Origin of the sequence: Thalassospira tepidiphila MCCC 1A03514 (assembly GCF_001662875.1) — a bacterium.
Lineage (GTDB): Bacteria > Pseudomonadota > Alphaproteobacteria > Rhodospirillales > Thalassospiraceae > Thalassospira > Thalassospira tepidiphila.
In genome coordinates this window covers 237027-253563 of the sequence record NZ_JPVZ01000001.1, presented here as the reverse complement: position 1 = coordinate 253563, position 16537 = coordinate 237027, and the positions used below count along the sequence as shown (strand labels likewise).

Below are 16537 nucleotides of genomic sequence, written 5' to 3'. Positions count from 1 at the left end.
ATGGGGCAGAGTGATTGAGTGAGCTTGAACGTCGCATTTTGGTTGTAGATGACGAACCGCCGATCCGAAAATTGCTGGCACGTATCTTGGAGCGTGCCGGCTTTGAAGTGGTGGTTGCATCTGACGGACTTGAAGCGCTTGAGACAGTAAAATCGGACGCATCATTGCGTCTGGTTGTTTCTGATTTGCGCATGCCAAATTGCAGTGGTCTGGACTTCGTCAAACGGGCAATCAACGAATACAAGCGGGATTTCGAATTCATTCTGTTGACCGGGGATGGTGACAAGACCGATGCCGTGACGGCACTGCGTCTTGGTGTGCGGGAATTTCTTGATAAGCCGATTGAACGTGCCGATCTTGAACGCGCCGCACTGGATGCGCAGGCACGACTGCAGGAACGGGACCGCGAAGTCGAACGTGTTCGCAAACTCGAACTTGAAAATATCAGTCAGTCGAAAACCCTTGATGATATCAGCCGCAAACTTGGCGGTGCCGAACAGGAAATGATCGATCGGCTAAGCCTGATTTCCCAGTATCGGGACATCGAAACCGCAGAGCACTGTGTTCGCGTCGGTCTTTATTCCCAATTGCTGGCAGAAATGGCCGGTCTGGATCAGAATGTTCAACGGACAATCCGTCTGGCCGGCATCCTTCATGACATTGGAAAAGTCGGTGTGCCTGATGAGGTGCTTCTGAAAAACGGGAAGTTGACCGACGACGAATTCAAGGTCATGCAGCGCCACACAGAGATCGGCTTTGCGATGCTCAATTCATCAGACAACCCGGTTCTGGGACAGGCCGCAATCATTGCGCGCTATCATCACGAACATTGGGAAGGGTCGGGCTATTGTGTGGGCCTGTCGGGCGCGGATATCCCGATGATTGCGCGGATCGTCTCACTGGCAGACGTATATGACGCCCTTCGCAGTGCGCGCCGATACAAACCGGCCTATGGCCACACGGAAGCCGTCAATATCATCACCAAAGGTGACGAGCGAACCTCCCCGGAGATGTTCGATCCGAAACTTTTGGGACTGTTTGCCGATAATCATCTGCGCTTTGAAAGCATCTACAACAGCATGCCCGACCAGTTGGTCTGAGAATGGGGCCCGATAACTCATGCCAAAAAGATTAAGCGCCAATCTGGACCGGACAAGAAACCGCATCGCAGACTTTATGCTGTTTGTGATGTCTATTGGCGGGTTGCCCGCACTGGTTTCCTCGATGTTGCGCGAAGCAAGCCAGCGTTCGATCACGGTCGAGATCATCCATCTTTTGGTTTTTCTGGCTGTTGTTGCCGGTCTCGTACTGCGCAAGCGCTTATCGACCTTTACCAAGTCGGTTGTGATTGTCGCCGCAATGACAAGCATGTCGTTGCTTTATATCGTCAGATTTTCGCCCGCAAGCGGCATGGCGATGATGATTGTGTCAACCGTGATCGTGGCGCTGTTCTGGCGATTTTCCGTGACCATTCGATACGCGGTGTTCTGCGTTGTCGCGATTGCAAGCGTCGGCGTGATGCGTGTTTTCAACCTCGACGGGGGCTTGATCACCGATAGCGGCACCGTTCCCCATACGTTGCCGGTTTGGGGATCGGCGCTGTTCGGGTATGTCTGGATGACCGCATCACTTGTTGTCGGGATCGTCTGGATGCGGCAGGCACTTTTGCAAACCAGCATGGACCAGTTGCGTTCGCAGAACGAACTGATGTCGGGCAAAAAGTTTCTTGAACAAATCCGCGAAAGTGCGTCCGAAGTCGCCAACCATTTCTCGTCACTTGAGCGCATCGAAAATGCGTCTTTCCGCCCGACATTGAAGCGTTTTGCCAATCTGATGAATTGTGAACGGGCAAGTCTGTGGTTGGAAAAAGATGATGGTGACGTTGAGTGCGTCGGGCTGTTTGATGCCAATGATCCGTCGGCGAAACACGATGGCATGATTTTGAAACGCGCGGTACTGCCGCGATATTTTGCAGCGCTGGAAACCGGGCAGATTATCGATGCGGACAACGCCGTTGAAGATCCGCGTACTTCCGAACTTAAAGACGCTTATCTGATCCCGATGAATATCAAGGCAATCCTTGATGTTGCGTTGATCTCGGCGGCGGGTCGGATGGGGATATTGTGCTTTGAGTCTGTCGGGCGGACCAGAGCATGGCGGCCTGAGGAAATCGTTTTCGCCCATATGGCAGGTGGGTTGTTGGCAGCCGCCGCAGGCATGAAAAATGTCATGGAAGCCAATGACGAACTTAGCTTCTCGCGCCGTCGCTTTGAGGCGGTTGCCAACTATACCTACGGCTGGGAAAGCTGGATCGCGCCTGATGGCAAACTGATCTGGGTAAACCCGGGGATTGAACGCGTTCTGGGCTACACGGTCGATGAATGCATGGCGTGTGGTGATTATCCGCTGTCATTTATTGCGCCTGAGGATCGTGACCGTGTGCGCCACTATATTGACGAAGGTCTTGATGGCCTGTCAGGCAGTGACCGCGAATTCACCGGTGTTCACAAGGATGGCCGCAAGGTCGGGATCGACATGTCATGGCAACCGATTGCCGATAGCGACGGTGGGAACCTCGGCATCAGGATCAGTTGCCGCGATATCACCGAACGCATCCGCTATCGCCAGGATCTTGAGGTTGCCAAAAGTGATCTGGAGGCCAACCAGCGTCGTCTGCGCGCGCACTTCAACAATGCGAAAATCGGGGTGTTTTACTGGACGCCGGACAGAACCATCATCGAGGTGAACGAAACCGCCTGTCAGCTGTTTGGCTACAATGCCGATGAGATGGTCGGCAAGAAGCTTGAACTTCTGGTGCCCGAGGAAGACCGGGCGCGTCTTGGTACTCTGATCGAACGGATCATGGAAACGCAAAACAGCGTCAATAACCGGTTCGAGAATGTCAAAAGCGACGGCAGCCGCATCATCTGCGAATGGTATGAAAGCCCGATATTTGATGCCAATGGCGAACTGGATTGTATCGCCAGTTTCGCACTGGACGTGACAGAGCGTGAACGCCATCAGGAGACACTGGAATCCATTTATCGTGGTATCCGCTATCAGGTCGGTGCCGGGTTCTTTGAAAACCTGACAAAGGTTCTGTGTGAAACACTTGATATGACCTATTGCCATATCGCCGAACTTGTCGGTGACCGGGTGAAATCAGTTGCATTCTATTCCCCGGATGGCAGTCGCGGTGGCCTTGATTTTGCCCTGGCTGGATCTGCTGCGGAACGCGTTATCAAGGAAGGCACATTTGTCTGCAAAGACAATTTTTCCGTTTTGATGAAGGATGTCCAAAAGGTCACTGACGTTGATGTCGTTGGATATGTCGGGGCCGCACTTTACGACAGTGAGGCACGACCGATCGGTATTCTGGTGACCATATCGGATAAACCACTTGGTGATCCGGAACTGGCGAAATCAATTGTCGAAGTGTTCGCGTCACGGGCGTCTGCCGAACTTCAGCGGCTTCAGTCCGAACGCAAACGTGAAAAACTTGAACAGCAACTGCGTCATTCCCAGCGGATGGAAACCATCGGTGTTCTTGCGGGCGGGATCGCACATGACTTCAACAATATCCTGCAGCCAATCAGTGGCTATGCCGAACTGCTTTATTCCGATTTGCCCGAAGATTCACCGCTGCGTGAAGATGTTATGGAAATTCGCCAGGGGGCGGATCGGGCACGTGATCTTGTCCGTCAAATTCTGGCATTCAGCCGGAATTCAGAAACCGAACGTTCTCCGATTGATGTCGGGTCGATGATTTCGGGCACGGTTCGTTTTGCCCGTGGGTCCATGCCATCAAGTGTCTCGATCAAGGTCGAACTGGGGGCGAAATCGATGACCGTGATGGGCAACGCAACACAGCTTGATCAGTGTTTGATGAACCTGATCACCAATGCCTGTCATGCGGTTGGCGATCAGGGTGAAATTCGCGTGAAGGCAAGCCGCTTCGAAGTCACCGAAGACAGTCTGGAAATACATCCGTTATTGACGGTCGGGCGCTATATCCAGATTAGCGTCGTGGATAACGGCGTCGGTATGGAGCCGGAAACAGCCAAAAGGATCTTTGATCCGTTCTTTACCACCAAGGAACCGGGCAAGGGTACTGGTCTTGGTCTGTCTACGGTGCATGGCATCGTGACCGGGCACAAGGGCGAGATATCGGTTTATAGCCGTCTGGGGCAGGGAACCCGGTTCGCGATCCTGTTGCCCGAACATGATCGCGAAGCCACGGATGAAAAGCGCGAAACCCGCAGCCTGTCGGCAGGTGCGGGCGGGCATCTTGCGGTCGTGGATGACGAGGAAAAGAACCTCAGGCTGTGTGCGCGGATGTTGGAGCGGATCGGATATTCCGTCGATACGTTTAACGAGGCCGCCAAGGCGCTCGAAGCGCTGAGTGCACCGGATGCACATTTTGATGCGCTTCTGACCGATCAGACCATGCCGGGCATGACCGGCCAGAAACTGATCGAAAAGCTGCGAGAGGTTGGCAATGATATTCCGGTTGTCGTGATGACCGGGTATGCCTCAGACGAAGTGACCGACGCCTTCAATGCTTTGGGGGTTGCGCGCATACTGGCCAAGCCACTTGATATCATTGAATTGCATGATGGCTTGGCCGCGGTGTTTGGCGAAACAAAGGACGTGGCGATGGCATCTGCCGATTTGCCGGGAAAGCCTGAAACGCCTGAAACGCCCTAAGAGCAACCAAATCCGGAAAGTCGTCGGGTATCAGGCTTGATCCCTCTCGCTACCGGCCACCGGATACATCAATGATGCTGCCTGTGACATAGGACGCGTCGCCCGAGATAAGCCAAAAGATGCTTTGGGCGATTTCCTGCGGGTCGCCGGCACGTCCCAATGGGCAATTCGGGCCAAGTTCATGGGCGCGTTCCGGGCGGCCACCACTGGCATGAATATCGGTTTCGATGATGCCCGGGCGGACAGCATTGACACGGATCCCTTTCGGACCGAGTTCCTTGGCAAGGCCGATGGTCAGGGTGTCGATTGCCGCTTTTGATCCGGCGTAATCGATATATTCGCCAGGTGAGCCAAGCCTTGCCGCAATGGACGAAACATTGACGATGGCGGTACCGGAACGAAGGGTTCTTGCTGCTTCGCGTGCAACCAGATAGGCACCCAGCACGTTGGTATCGAACACGGCTTTCATGCGATCAATATCCATATCCGCAAGTGTGCTTTGCCGGGCGACAATGCCGGCATTATTGACCACGGCGTCAATCGCGCCAAACCGATCACGTGCGGCCTCAAACAGGGCAATAACGCTGTCTTCATCGCGGACATCGCATTTGCGGGCAATCACATTGCCGGTAAACCCGGCGCGCTCGCACATCGCACATGTTTCATCAGCACTTTCCTGATTGCCAACAAAGCTTAGCGCAACGTTCCAGCCTTTGGCAGCAAACAGAACAGCAGTTGCGCGTCCGATACCGCGTGATCCACCGGTGATCAGAACTGTCTTGGTCATTTCCACTCCGCATCGTGATGATGATTTACTGTTTGGGGCACTATGGCGTGCTGGCCTGCGACTGGTCAAAAAGAAACGGCCCTGCTGTGGAGAAGCAGGGCCGTTTCAGAGGGAAAAGACAAAAATGCCGCAAGGATCATGAACCGTGATCCTGCGCTTCGTCTTTTGATGCAGACCAACCCGGGCGGGATTGATCCGTTATTCCGTATCCTTGGCATCATCTTGCGGGTCGTTTTTAGTTCGATCCGCAATGTCGTCTGCCGGATGGGCAGGGCCAGTATCAAGACCGAGCGCAGTTTTCTGACCAAGGGCCAGGCGCTCAAGGCCGTCATAGGCCGTCTGGCGACGACGGGATTGTATGACGCTCAAGGCAGTAATAGGAAAACGGATCACCGTTCATGGTCTCCAGCAAATTGACGTCCCGACGGGCCATCTTTTTGTCGCGGGACTGTCATACGTTAACCTTTGGCTAATGTGCATTGCGAAGGTTGCAACGCATTCATACGCGGGATGCATGCGCCGGTGTTTCGGGCGGTGAAAAGCGCATAGTATGTCCGAAAGTTCTTTGGTGCTTGCGCGACATCGGCACAAACCCTTACATAGGTCTTACCACCTGCCCAATGCCCCACATGTTTTAAAGAGGATCTTCATGGCCATTTCCGGTGATGCTCAACTTGCCAAACTGCTTGAAGCCGCCAATGTCGACAAGGATGTTAGCGCTGTCATCGACCTGATTGACGGTGTTCTGGCCGCAGCCCAGGGCAGCACGCGAGAAGACTGGATTGATCTGATTTGCCAATCCCCGGATGATGCGCTTCGGGCCGAATTGCTGGCCCTGCGGGATGAGCGTAAAACGCTTTTTAAAATGGCCAAGGATGATTTTGACGCCGCCCATCGACTGGATGCCTTGCGCACCTATCTGGCGGCCAAGGGCGTTGACGGCTTTATTGTGCCGCGTGCCGATGAACATCAGGGTGAAAACGTGCCAGCACGGGCCGAACGTCTGGCGTGGCTGACCGGCTTTACCGGATCTGCGGGCGCGGCTGTTGTCTTGCGCAACAAGGCCGCCGTTTTTGTCGATGGCCGTTACACCATTCAGGTGCGCCAGCAAGTTAACCGTGATCTGTTCGAATACCGCCACCTTGTCGAAGAACCAGTTGTCGGCTGGTTGCATGACCACCTGAAATCGGGCGAGAAGCTTGCTTATGATCCGTGGCTGCATACCGTGCAACAGGCGACCCATCTGCGGTCTGCCTGTGAGGCCGTTGGGGCAGAGCTGATCGCGATTGATACCAACCCGATTGACGCCATCTGGCATGCCCAGCCGCACCTGCCGCTTGGCCCGGTTCGGCCACATCCGATGGAATATGCTGGGAAATCCAGTTTTGAAAAGCGCACCCAGATTGCTGAAATCCTGTCCCGCATTTCATGCGACAGCGCCATTCTGTCGGCACCTGACAGCATCGCGTGGCTTTTGAATATCCGTGGTGCCGATGTGCCGCAAACACCGCTTGCACTTGGCTATGCGATCATCAACGGCGATGCCTCGGTCGAACTTTTCATGGACGAACGCAAGATCGCGCCAGAAACGCTCAAATGGCTGTCGGGTGAGGCAACCTTGCGGGCACCGGGCGAACTCGGGGATGCCCTGAACGCGATGGGCAATCAGGCGGTGCGTCTGGATGAAGCCACTGCAGCCGACTGGCTGCGCATGAAATTGTCCGACGCCGGTGCCACCGTGCGTGTTGGGCGTGATCCGGTCGCCATTCCGAAGGCCTGCAAGAACGACGTCGAACTTGAAGGTTCGCGCAAGGCCCACAAACGCGACGGCGAAAAGATCATTCGCTATTTCAAATGGCTTGATGAAACGGCTGCCAACGGTGATATTGACGAACGCGCGGCAGCCGACATGTTGCTGTCGATGCGTGCCGAAGATCCTTTGTTCCGTGATTCAAGCTTTGAAACCATTCCGGGCAGTGGCCCGAACGGGGCGCTTTGCCATTACCGCAATACCCCGGAAACCAACCGCAATCTGACCCCGGGCGAGATTTTCCTGATTGATTCCGGCGCGCAATATCTCGATGGCACCACCGATATCACGCGCACGACCGTGATCGGGAACCCGACGCAGGAACATCGCGACCGCTTCACCCGCGTGCTAAAGGGGCATATTGCCCTTGCCCGCGCCATATTCCCCGTTGGAACGACGGGCCAACAGCTTGATACGCTGGCACGCATGCCACTTTGGGAAGCCGGGCTTGATTTTGACCATGGCACCGGCCACGGCGTTGGCAGCTACCTTGGTGTGCATGAAGGACCGCAACGCATTTCCAAGGCGCCGAACACGGTGGCCCTGAAACCGGGGATGATCCTTTCGAACGAGCCGGGCTTTTATAAGGAAGGCGAATACGGCATTCGCATTGAAAACCTGATTGCGGTAACTGAAATCGATGCGCCGATTGGGGCAGATCGCAAGATGCTTGGCTTTGAAACGCTGACCTTCTCGCCGATTGACCGCAAACTGATCGATCCGGAATTGATGACCAGGGACGAGTTGCAGTGGCTTAACGATTACCACGCACAGGTCTATGCGATGTATGCCGATGATCTTGATGATGATCATCGTGAATGGCTGCAAAACTCAACAGCGCCGATCAAAAAGAAATCAGACTGATTTCACGCAGCGTACTTGGCACTGACAAACAGGGTCGAATGCCCTATTAAGACTGCATTGGATCGATTCAAGAAAAGCGGTAAACCGCTTCTGAAAGCAGGAGGAATATATGGCTGAAGTCGAAGCCCAGTGGATGGCAAATCCGGACCGCTATAACGACGAAAACTGGGACCGTTGCGGGCGCAGTGGATTGCTTCTGCCGAAAATCACGCTTGGTCTGTGGCAGAATTTCGGTGGCGTGGATGTCTATGAAACCCAGCGGGCGATGATCCGTCGCGCGTTTGATCGCGGTGTGTTCCACTTTGATCTTGCCAACAACTATGGCCCGCCGCCGGGTTCGGCCGAAGAAAACTTTGGCAAGGTCCTGTCTCAGGAGCTTAAAAAGCACCGCGACGAGTTGATCATTTCCACCAAGGCGGGCTATCGCATGTGGCCGGGGCCGTTTGGGGAATGGGGATCGCGCAAATATCTTATTTCCAGCCTGGATCAAAGCCTTAAGCGGATGGGGCTGGATTATGTCGATATCTTCTATTCACACCGGGTTGATCCCAACACCCCGCTTGCCGAGACCATGGGCGCGCTTGACCAGATCGTGCGCTCGGGCAAGGCGCTTTATGTCGGGATTTCGTCCTATTCGCCGGAAATGACCCGCGAAGCGCATGCGATCCTCAAGGACATGGGAACACCATGCGTCATTCATCAGCCGTCCTATTCGATGGTCAATCGCTGGGTCGAGGATGGTCTGCTTGATACCCTTTCCGAGCTTGGCATGGGTTGCATTGCCTTCTCGCCGCTTGCTCAGGGCCTTTTGACCAATAAGTACCTGAATGGCGTGCCCGAAGATTCACGTGCCGCCCTCGAAGGCTCCTTCCAGAAAGGCATGCTGAGCGAGGAAAACATCAATCGTGTTCGCGCGCTGAACGAGATCGCCAAACGTCGTGGTCAAAGCTTAGCCCAGATGGCGATTGCCTGGGTGCTGCGCCGTCCCGAGGTGACCTCTGCCCTGATCGGGGCACGTCACGTTCAGCAGCTTGATAACAGCCTTGATGCGCTCAATAACCTTGAATTCAGCGCAGACGAGTTGGCCGAAATCGATAAATATGCCGGGGATGCCGGTATCAATCTTTGGCAGAAATCGTCGGACAGTCAGGCACCGGTCTGATCCCAACGATTGATACGATGATAAAAACCCCGGCCGAAGCATCTTTCGGTCGGGGTTTTGTTTATCAGAGCCAGTGCTGACTTATTTTTGGTTGGCCATCGGAACGGTGCCAGCAAGATCACGCAATGTATCGACAACCGCCTTGCCCCCGGCACTCAGCGGGCGATCCTGTAACCAGGACAGCATTACCTTGCGCGACAGTTCCGGGTTGGTGATGCGCCGTGCCTTGAGGCGCCCGGTCGAAAGTTCCTGAACCAGTGAACTGCGTGGCAGGACGGTATGCCCGACATTGCGCGTCACCAGATCGACCAAAACGCGAAGGGCATCGGCCTCGACCACCGGGGTCAACGGCCGTCCGGCGCGAAAGGCCGCTTCCTGCATCATGGCGCGCAGCCCGTGCTTGTTGGTCGGCATGATGAGTGGCAGGGACAAAACATCTTCATAGGCGATTTCGGTTTCCTGCTCGCCGACCTGCGATGGGTGGGAAATCAGAAACAGATCTTCGCGCCATAGCTGTTCGGCATGCAGGCTGCGTGAAATCATGCCATCATGAAGGATACCAATATCAAGCCGCCCCGAAAGTAGTCCTTCCTGCACATCGCCGGTCAGGTCTTCGGCAACGGTGATGTTAAGGTCAGGATACCGATCGCGCAGAGTTTCAATCAGCGCCCCGGTAATCACGATCCCGGCGCTGGGCGGAACGCCGACATGCACATGGCCTGTCACCTGACTGCTGCGGGCCGAAAGATCGGCTTCAAGACGGGCAAGATCGGTCAGGATCACGCGGGCCCGTTCGGCAAGCATCTGGCCCGCCTCGGTCAATTTGACGCCACGCCCGGTGCGTTCCAGCAGTTTGGTATCAAGGGCCTCTTCGAGAAGGTTAAGCTGCCGACTAAGTGCGGGTTGCGACAAATTAAGCCGCTCTGCAGCGCGCGACAGGCTTCCGAGTTCGGCAATATGAACAAAGCTTCGAAGTTGTTTGATATCCATCGGGCGTGATCCTGAGCAGCTTTGCGCATCCATGTGCCTTTTAGATATAGCCAAAGCTGATATCTGATAGCAATTAATTCGAATTGAATAATGGCAGTTCACGGGTAACTATGGCAACCGATAGAGGATCGGAGAAACCCATGACGCCACCACCGTCACCACCGTCACCTTCGGAGCCCGGGCAACAGGTTGTTACGCCTGTCGTTTCGCCTGCGGGTTCCGCACTCACCATTGTGTTGCTTGCGACAGCGGCCTTGGCCATGAAAGGCCTTCTGGCAAAATTTGTTTATGCCACGGGCATGACAGTGGATGGCTTGTTGCTGTTGCGGTTTCTGATTGCGATGCCGCTCTTTTGGCTTGGTGTGGTTTTGTTTGGCAAGAACCGGCCGGGCGACCGCAAGATGAAGCCGGTCGATCTTGCATGGGGTGGGCTTTATGGCGGGCTGTTTTTCCTTGCTGCCTTGTTTGATTTTACCGCCGTTTCGTTGATTGAAGTCACCGTTTCAAGGATCGTGTTGTTTACGTTCCCGGCTGTTGTGATGATCCTTGAGGCGCTCCATAAACGGCGCTTTCCGCCATTTCGCCAGATTGTCTGCTTTGTCATAACCTATGTCGGACTTGTTTTGGTACTGGCACCGGGCGGGTTTGGCGAAGTGTCACAGGCGCTCTGGTACGGGGCGGCTTGGGCGTTCGGTTCTGCTGTGACCTATGCGATTTATCTCTATTTCGGACAGCGGATGATTACCGTCATCGGGTCGATGCATTTTGCAGCCCTGATCAACACCATGGCCGGTATTTGCATGGTGATTTACCAAATGATCGTGCAAAACCCGCTGAACCTGAATGTAGCCGGCATCATGTGGACGGCAGGCATTTCGATCTTTTGCACCGTTATTCCATTCTTCCTGCTGTACGAGGGCATTCGAAGGGTCGGTGCGACTCAGGCATCGCTGATATCGCTTTCCGGGCCAGCCATGACATTCTTTGCCGCCTGGCTGTTCCTGGGTGAGGTGCTCACAGTGCCGCAATTGGTTGGGTTTGTTGTGGTCACACTCGGTGTGGCGTCACTTAAAAACAGCTTTACGCTGGCGGGGTTGGGACGGTTGCTGGCACGGCCATTCGCATCGGGCGGGACGTCGCAACGCTGATTGGGTTTGATGTTATTCGTCGCGTTGCCAGCGGCGAACTTCAATTTCATGTTCGGGTAAACGTTCACCGCGCCGCCATTTCAGCGGATCAATGAATTCCCCTGCCCAGACGCCGGTGCGTGCCTGTCGTGCCTGATTTTCATAGGTTTCGTATTCCGGCATCTGATCGGGGCGGGCAACCGCCATGCCCCGAACAATCAGGCTTTGTCCGATATCAACCCCGTTGGCATTTCGGCAAACGGCCATGTTGCGATGATACCGGTTTTTCCCACGCACTTCGCAGGTGATCGGTGTTGCGACCAGAAGGTTGGTGGTCACCTGCCATGCCTCTGCCCCGCAGGCCGTGCTTTGACCGTTAATCAGACACTCCTGAAAACGGTTCATGGCATCCGCCCCCCACAGATCAACACGTTTGAAGCCGAACTCAAGCGTATCAGCATCAACCGCACGTGCCGGGCCCGACAGGGTATCAAAGTCCGGATCGGCCTGTGATGCCACTGGAAAGCATCCCAGCATCAGGGTGAAACCAAGTGTGATCAGGCGGTGGGGGATGGCGGGCACCATGCGGGCCTCAATACAGGTCGCTGTATCTGATTTCATCAAGCTGGGCAAAGATGACTTTCCACTTTTCATCCTGCTTGAGCAGCGCGAAGGCATAGTCGCAATCAAAGATCAGGTTGTTTTCCGAATTGCCAAAGCGGAACGAAACAATTGCACGCGCCCCACCGGGAAGGGCGGAGTGTTGTTCAATCACCATGGATTTTGCCATGGCAAGATCAGCATTTTTCAGTTCATCAAAGAATGAGTGATGGTATTTGTGCAGATCGTCTGAACTGCCAATGGCCTGCACGCCGGACAGATCATTGATCAGGCACGGGAAGTGGAAGAAATCATCAAGTGCGTTTTCTTCAAGCTTCAGATGGGCATCGACATAACGGCGAAAAAAACTTCCAAGGTCTTCCATCAGCACACACTCCCCGATTAGATCATTTTTATTCCGTGGCAATCAGATCAAGCCATCCCTGTTCATCAAGCACTGTAACACCTAATTCTTCTGCTTTCTTTAATTTGGAGCCCGCACCCGGTCCTGCAACCAGATAGTCGGTTTTTGCCGATACGGATCCGGCGACCTTTGCACCAAGACTTTCGGCTTTGACTTTGGCCTCGTTGCGTGAAAACAGCTCCAACTTGCCAGTAAAGACAACGGTTTTGCCATTGACCGGATTGTCGCTGACTTGCGGGGCTTCGACATCGGTGATGTTCAAAAGTCCTTGCAGATCATCCAGAACCTCTCGGTTGTGATCTTCGGCCATGAATTCGATCAGGTCCTTGGCGACACCTGGGCCGATCTGATCAATGTTGATCAGTTCGCGAAGGGCTTCGCTGTCGGCTTCATTGGCGGCAACCATGGCGCTACGCCATTCGGCAAGCGATCCATAATGGCGTGCCAGAAGCTTTGCGGTTGCCTGACCGATCTGGCGAATGCCAAGTGCATAGATAAACTTGTCGAGCCCGATGGTGCGCCGTTCATTGATGCCGTCAAACAGCTTGGTTGCGGATTTCTCGCCCCAACCTTCAAGCTTGCGGATGGCATCGCCATGATCGCTTTCAAGGCGGAAAATATCGCCAGGCGACTTCAGCCAACCCAGTTCAAAGAACGCCTCGACATTCTTTGCGCCCAGGCCATCGATATCAAAGGCCGTGCGCGATACGAAGTGCTTAAGGCGTTCAACCGCCTGCGCCGGGCAGATCAGCCCGCCAGTGCACCGGGTGACGGCTTCGCCTTCTTCGCGCATGGCGTGGCTGCCGCATTTTGGGCAAGTGTCAGGGAACTGATATTCGCTGGTCTCTTCCGGGCGCTCATCAAGGATGACTTCAACCACCTGCGGGATGACATCGCCGGCACGCTGAATGACCACCATGTCGCCAACCCGAACGCCAAGACGTTCGATCTCGTCACGGTTATGCAGGGTGGCGTTGGATACCACCACACCGCCGACGGTGACCGGCTCCAATCGTGCAACCGGGGTCAGTGCGCCGGTGCGACCAACCTGTACTTCGATGGCATTGACGCGGGTGCGGGCCTTTTCGGCCGGGAATTTGTGCGCAATCGCCCAGCGCGGTGACCGGCTGACGAAGCCGAGGCGCAGCTGCAGTTCGAAGTCATTGACCTTATAAACAATACCATCAATGTCGTAATCAAGGTCCGGGCGCTGGGTTGCCAGTTCGTCATAGAACGCCATGATGTCATCGGCATTATGAAGCAACCGGGTCAGCGGATTGGTGACAAAGCCCCATCCTTCAACCTTTTGCAGGAAATTCCACTGCGTCTGGGCCAGGCTTTCGGACAGTTCGCCAAAGCTATAGGCAAAGAAACGAAGCGGGCGTTTGGCGCTGATCGACGGATCAAGCTGGCGAAGCGATCCTGCCGCTGCGTTGCGCGGATTGGCAAAGGTTTTGCCGCCGGTTTCGGCCTGTGTCGCGTTCAGTTTCTGAAATGCAGAGCGCGCCATATAAACCTCGCCCCGGATTTCGACCACATCGGGCGCATCATCGGGAAGCGTCTTGGGGATGTCGTCAATATGGGCGACATTGGCGGTAACGTCTTCGCCCTCCGATCCATCCCCACGGGTGGCGGCAGTGACCAGTTCGCGGTTTTCGTAACGCAGCGAAAGCGAAAGACCATCGATCTTGGGTTCGCCCACCACTTCGACCGGGCTGTGTGCCGTCAGGTTCAGGAAGCGACGAATGCGGGCAAGAAAATCAACAATGTCTTCGCGCGAAAACGCATTGCCAAGTGACAGCATCGGGCGGGCATGCTTGACCTTGGCAAAGCCGTCGGCCGGAGCGGCACCGACTTCCTGTGTCGGGCTGTTTTTCTTAAGCGTCGGATAGTGGGATTCAAGTTCGATCAGGCGATTGAACAGCGCATCATATGTCGCATCCGAAACCAGCGGGTCGTCATTAACGTGATAGGCCTCGTTATAAGACCGGATACGTTCCGAAATTTCGGCATGCTGTTTGCGCGCCTCCGTGCTCGAAGAGGGCAATTCGGGAAGTTCGGACATGTTTGACGCGTGTTCGGCGCTCATATTCTTTTTGTTCCGTATTCAAGGTTGGGCCGACGTGTTGGCGCCGGGATCAATTGGGTTGTTCAAGCAGGCTGTCGGCAGCGGCACGCGCCTCGGCCGTCACGGAATGACCGGCCAGCATACGGGCGATTTCTTCGCGCCGCGCACCATCGACAAGGGCATCGACGCGGGTCACCATGGTGCCTTCTGCCTCGCGCTTGGCAATATAGAAATGCGTGCGACCACGGGCGGCGACCTGTGGGCTATGGGTAATGACAAGGATCTGGCGTTCCTGAGCCAGAAGATGCAGGCGCTGACCAATGGCCGCTGCCGTCGCGCCGCCGACACCACTGTCGACCTCGTCAAAGACCAGGCTTGGCACGGCAGAAACACGCGCCAGAACGACCTTGAGTGCCAGAAGGAAGCGCGAAAGCTCGCCCCCCGATGCGATCTTGTTGAGCGCCCCCGGGGGACTGCCGGGGTTGGTGGCAACCGTGAACTGCACCCGGTCAATGCCGTCCTGACCCCATTCAGATTCTTCAAGTTCGGCAATGTCGGTAACAAAGCGCGCCTTTTCCATGCGAAGCGGCGGCAATTCGGCATTGATCGCGCCATCAAGTTTGGCGGCGGCTTCCTTGCGCGCGGCATGAAGCTTCTCGCCGGCTTCGATATAGGCTTTGCGATATTCGCTTACGGCGGCGGTCAGGCGGCTCAGTTCCTTCTCGCCGAATTCAAGCTGATCGATTTGGGACCGGAAATCCTTCATCAGCGCATTCAGCCCATCGACCGGAACATTGTATTTTCGGGCGGCTGCGCGCAGGGCAAACAGGCGTTCCTCGACATTTTCCTGATGACCGGTATCAAGATTAAGATCGGCCAAGGTGGCCGAGATCGCCCGGTTGGCTTCTTCAAGCTCGATCGCGGCACGATCAAGGGCCTCGATAATCGGTTCAAACCGGCCATCGGCCTTTTCAAGTTCACGCTCAAGGCACCGCTGTGCACTGCGAAGGGCACTTTCGGCACCCTTGCCACGCGAAAGTTCCGTGCCGGCATCATTCAGGGCGGCAACCAGCTTTTCACCATGCATCAAGAACTGGCGTTCCTCGGCAAGGCGTTCTTCTTCGCCTTCTTCGGGGGCAAGCTTTTCAAGCTCATCGACGGCGTGGCGCAGCCATTCTTCTTCCTCACGCGCTTTGTCAATTCGGGCGCGGGCAGCATTGAGTTCCTTTTGGGTTTCACGCCAGGCGCGCCAGTGATCACGCACGGTCATGGCAAGGGTACCAAGATTGCCGTGGGCATCAAGCGTTGCGCGATGCGTGGTGGGATCAAGAAGGCCGTGCTGATCAAACTGGCCCTGAATTTCGACGCAGTAATCGCCAACATCGCGCAGCAGCCCGACCGAGACGGACTGATCATTCACATAGGCGCGAGACCGGCCATCTGACGTGACAACACGGCGCACGACAAGGTCTTCGCCCTCAAGATCAATATCCTGATCTGACAGCAGTCCGAAAACCGGGTGGCCCTGCGGCAGATTGAAGGTTGCGGTGACACTGCACTTGTCGCAGCCATGGCGGACAAGGCCGCTATCGGCGCGCGCACCCAGGGCGAGGCCAAGGGAATCAAGCAGGATCGATTTACCGGCACCCGTTTCACCAGTGAGCACGCTAAGCCCGTCGTGAAAATCGAGATCCAGTTTGTCGATAAGGACTACATTCCGAATGCTGAGGCGTCGAAGCATTGCTGGGTACTGATGTTGTTAACGGAGCAGCAGACAGGTACAGCCAAACTTGTTTGTGAATGTGCAGAGTGCCCAATCCCGCCCTACCTTGCAAGCCTTGCGAAGGCGAAACGACATTCAATCCTGTCGTCCGAAGGGCGTTTGATCAAAATGCAGTGATATCAGACGTTAACCGCAAGTTGTTCTTTTTTTGTTCTATATTATCGCAAGGCGGATTGTCAAGCAAACCCTTGGTCTTGCGAGGGTTTGCTTAATCG

At 55.2% G+C, this 16537-nt stretch carries 12 protein-coding genes; 5 read left to right on the top strand and 7 right to left on the bottom strand.

The window, feature by feature from the left end; all coding sequences use genetic code 11:
- Window positions 1–14 precede the first annotated feature (14 nt).
- Together TH4_RS01155 and TH4_RS01150 are read left to right on the top strand one after the other, a co-directional pair.
- A complete protein-coding gene (locus TH4_RS01155; protein WP_063088820.1) occupies window positions 15–1100 on the top strand; it encodes an HD domain-containing phosphohydrolase in 1086 nt (361 codons plus the stop codon).
- Between the two features lie 19 nt (window positions 1101–1119).
- Window positions 1120–4707, top strand: a complete 3588-nt coding sequence (locus TH4_RS01150; protein WP_083996924.1) for a PAS domain S-box protein — start codon at window positions 1120–1122, stop codon at window positions 4705–4707.
- A gap of 49 nt (window positions 4708–4756) precedes the next feature.
- Here TH4_RS01150 and TH4_RS01145 read toward each other — a convergent pair whose 3' ends face one another.
- The gene (locus TH4_RS01145) at window positions 4757–5494 is read right to left on the bottom strand and encodes an SDR family oxidoreductase (RefSeq protein WP_064779610.1); all 738 of its coding nucleotides are present in this window, start codon (window positions 5492–5494) and stop codon (window positions 4757–4759) included.
- 198 nt (window positions 5495–5692) lie between these two features.
- Window positions 5693–5887, bottom strand: a complete 195-nt coding sequence (locus TH4_RS20585) for a hypothetical protein (protein WP_143588658.1) — start codon at window positions 5885–5887, stop codon at window positions 5693–5695.
- A 256-nt stretch (window positions 5888–6143) separates the two neighbouring features.
- Here TH4_RS20585 and TH4_RS01135 point away from each other — a divergent pair, with 256 nt between their 5' ends.
- Window positions 6144–8168, top strand: a complete 2025-nt coding sequence (locus TH4_RS01135) for an aminopeptidase P family protein (protein ID WP_064779608.1) — start codon at window positions 6144–6146, stop codon at window positions 8166–8168.
- A gap of 109 nt (window positions 8169–8277) precedes the next feature.
- Window positions 8278–9330 (top strand): L-glyceraldehyde 3-phosphate reductase, encoded by a 1053-nt coding sequence (gene mgrA, locus TH4_RS01130; protein ID WP_064779607.1) that lies wholly within the window; start codon window positions 8278–8280, stop codon window positions 9328–9330.
- Window positions 9331–9411: 81 nt separating this feature from the next.
- Here mgrA and TH4_RS01125 read toward each other — a convergent pair whose 3' ends face one another.
- Window positions 9412–10320 carry a LysR family transcriptional regulator gene (locus TH4_RS01125; protein ID WP_008889580.1) on the bottom strand — a complete coding sequence of 303 codons (909 nt, stop codon included), beginning with the start codon at window positions 10318–10320 and terminating at the stop codon, window positions 9412–9414.
- Window positions 10321–10460: 140 nt separating this feature from the next.
- On the opposite strand from TH4_RS01125, the gene TH4_RS01120 reads away from it, so the two are divergent.
- Window positions 10461–11468, top strand: a complete 1008-nt coding sequence (locus TH4_RS01120) for a DMT family transporter (protein ID WP_064779606.1) — start codon at window positions 10461–10463, stop codon at window positions 11466–11468.
- Window positions 11469–11480: 12 nt separating this feature from the next.
- Here TH4_RS01120 and TH4_RS01115 read toward each other — a convergent pair whose 3' ends face one another.
- Genes TH4_RS01115 through recN form a run of 4 tightly spaced genes read right to left on the bottom strand, consistent with a single transcriptional unit; the run spans window position 11481 to window position 16280 of the window.
- Window positions 11481–12032: a thermonuclease family protein gene (locus TH4_RS01115; protein ID WP_245227663.1), complete on the bottom strand. Its 552-nt coding sequence runs from the start codon at window positions 12030–12032 to the stop codon at window positions 11481–11483.
- Between the two features lie 7 nt (window positions 12033–12039).
- Window positions 12040–12432, bottom strand: a complete 393-nt coding sequence (locus TH4_RS01110) for a hypothetical protein (RefSeq protein ID WP_063088828.1) — start codon at window positions 12430–12432, stop codon at window positions 12040–12042.
- 28 nt (window positions 12433–12460) lie between these two features.
- Window positions 12461–14560 carry an NAD-dependent DNA ligase LigA gene (ligA, locus tag TH4_RS01105; RefSeq protein ID WP_064779604.1) on the bottom strand — a complete coding sequence of 700 codons (2100 nt, stop codon included), beginning with the start codon at window positions 14558–14560 and terminating at the stop codon, window positions 12461–12463.
- Between the two features lie 49 nt (window positions 14561–14609).
- A complete protein-coding gene (gene recN, locus TH4_RS01100; protein ID WP_064779603.1) occupies window positions 14610–16280 on the bottom strand; it encodes a DNA repair protein RecN in 1671 nt (556 codons plus the stop codon).
- Window positions 16281–16537 lie beyond the last annotated feature (257 nt).

What these genes read in the sequence shown, in the direction of transcription:
- ligA (WP_064779604.1), bottom strand. Translation starts at nt 14,560, where the DNA reads ATGAGCGCCGAACACGCGTCAAACATGTCCGAACTTCCCGAATTGCCC.
- TH4_RS01145 (WP_064779610.1), bottom strand. Translation starts at nt 5,494, where the DNA reads ATGACCAAGACAGTTCTGATCACCGGTGGATCACGCGGTATCGGACGC.
- TH4_RS01115 (WP_245227663.1), bottom strand. Translation starts at nt 12,032, where the DNA reads ATGGTGCCCGCCATCCCCCACCGCCTGATCACACTTGGTTTCACCCTG.
- mgrA (WP_064779607.1), top strand. Translation starts at nt 8,278, where the DNA reads ATGGCTGAAGTCGAAGCCCAGTGGATGGCAAATCCGGACCGCTATAAC.
- TH4_RS01120 (WP_064779606.1), top strand. Translation starts at nt 10,461, where the DNA reads ATGACGCCACCACCGTCACCACCGTCACCTTCGGAGCCCGGGCAACAG.
- recN (WP_064779603.1), bottom strand. Translation starts at nt 16,280, where the DNA reads ATGCTTCGACGCCTCAGCATTCGGAATGTAGTCCTTATCGACAAACTG.
- TH4_RS01150 (WP_083996924.1), top strand. Translation starts at nt 1,120, where the DNA reads ATGCCAAAAAGATTAAGCGCCAATCTGGACCGGACAAGAAACCGCATC.
- TH4_RS01125 (WP_008889580.1), bottom strand. Translation starts at nt 10,320, where the DNA reads ATGGATATCAAACAACTTCGAAGCTTTGTTCATATTGCCGAACTCGGA.
- TH4_RS01135 (WP_064779608.1), top strand. Translation starts at nt 6,144, where the DNA reads ATGGCCATTTCCGGTGATGCTCAACTTGCCAAACTGCTTGAAGCCGCC.
- TH4_RS01110 (WP_063088828.1), bottom strand. Translation starts at nt 12,432, where the DNA reads ATGGAAGACCTTGGAAGTTTTTTTCGCCGTTATGTCGATGCCCATCTG.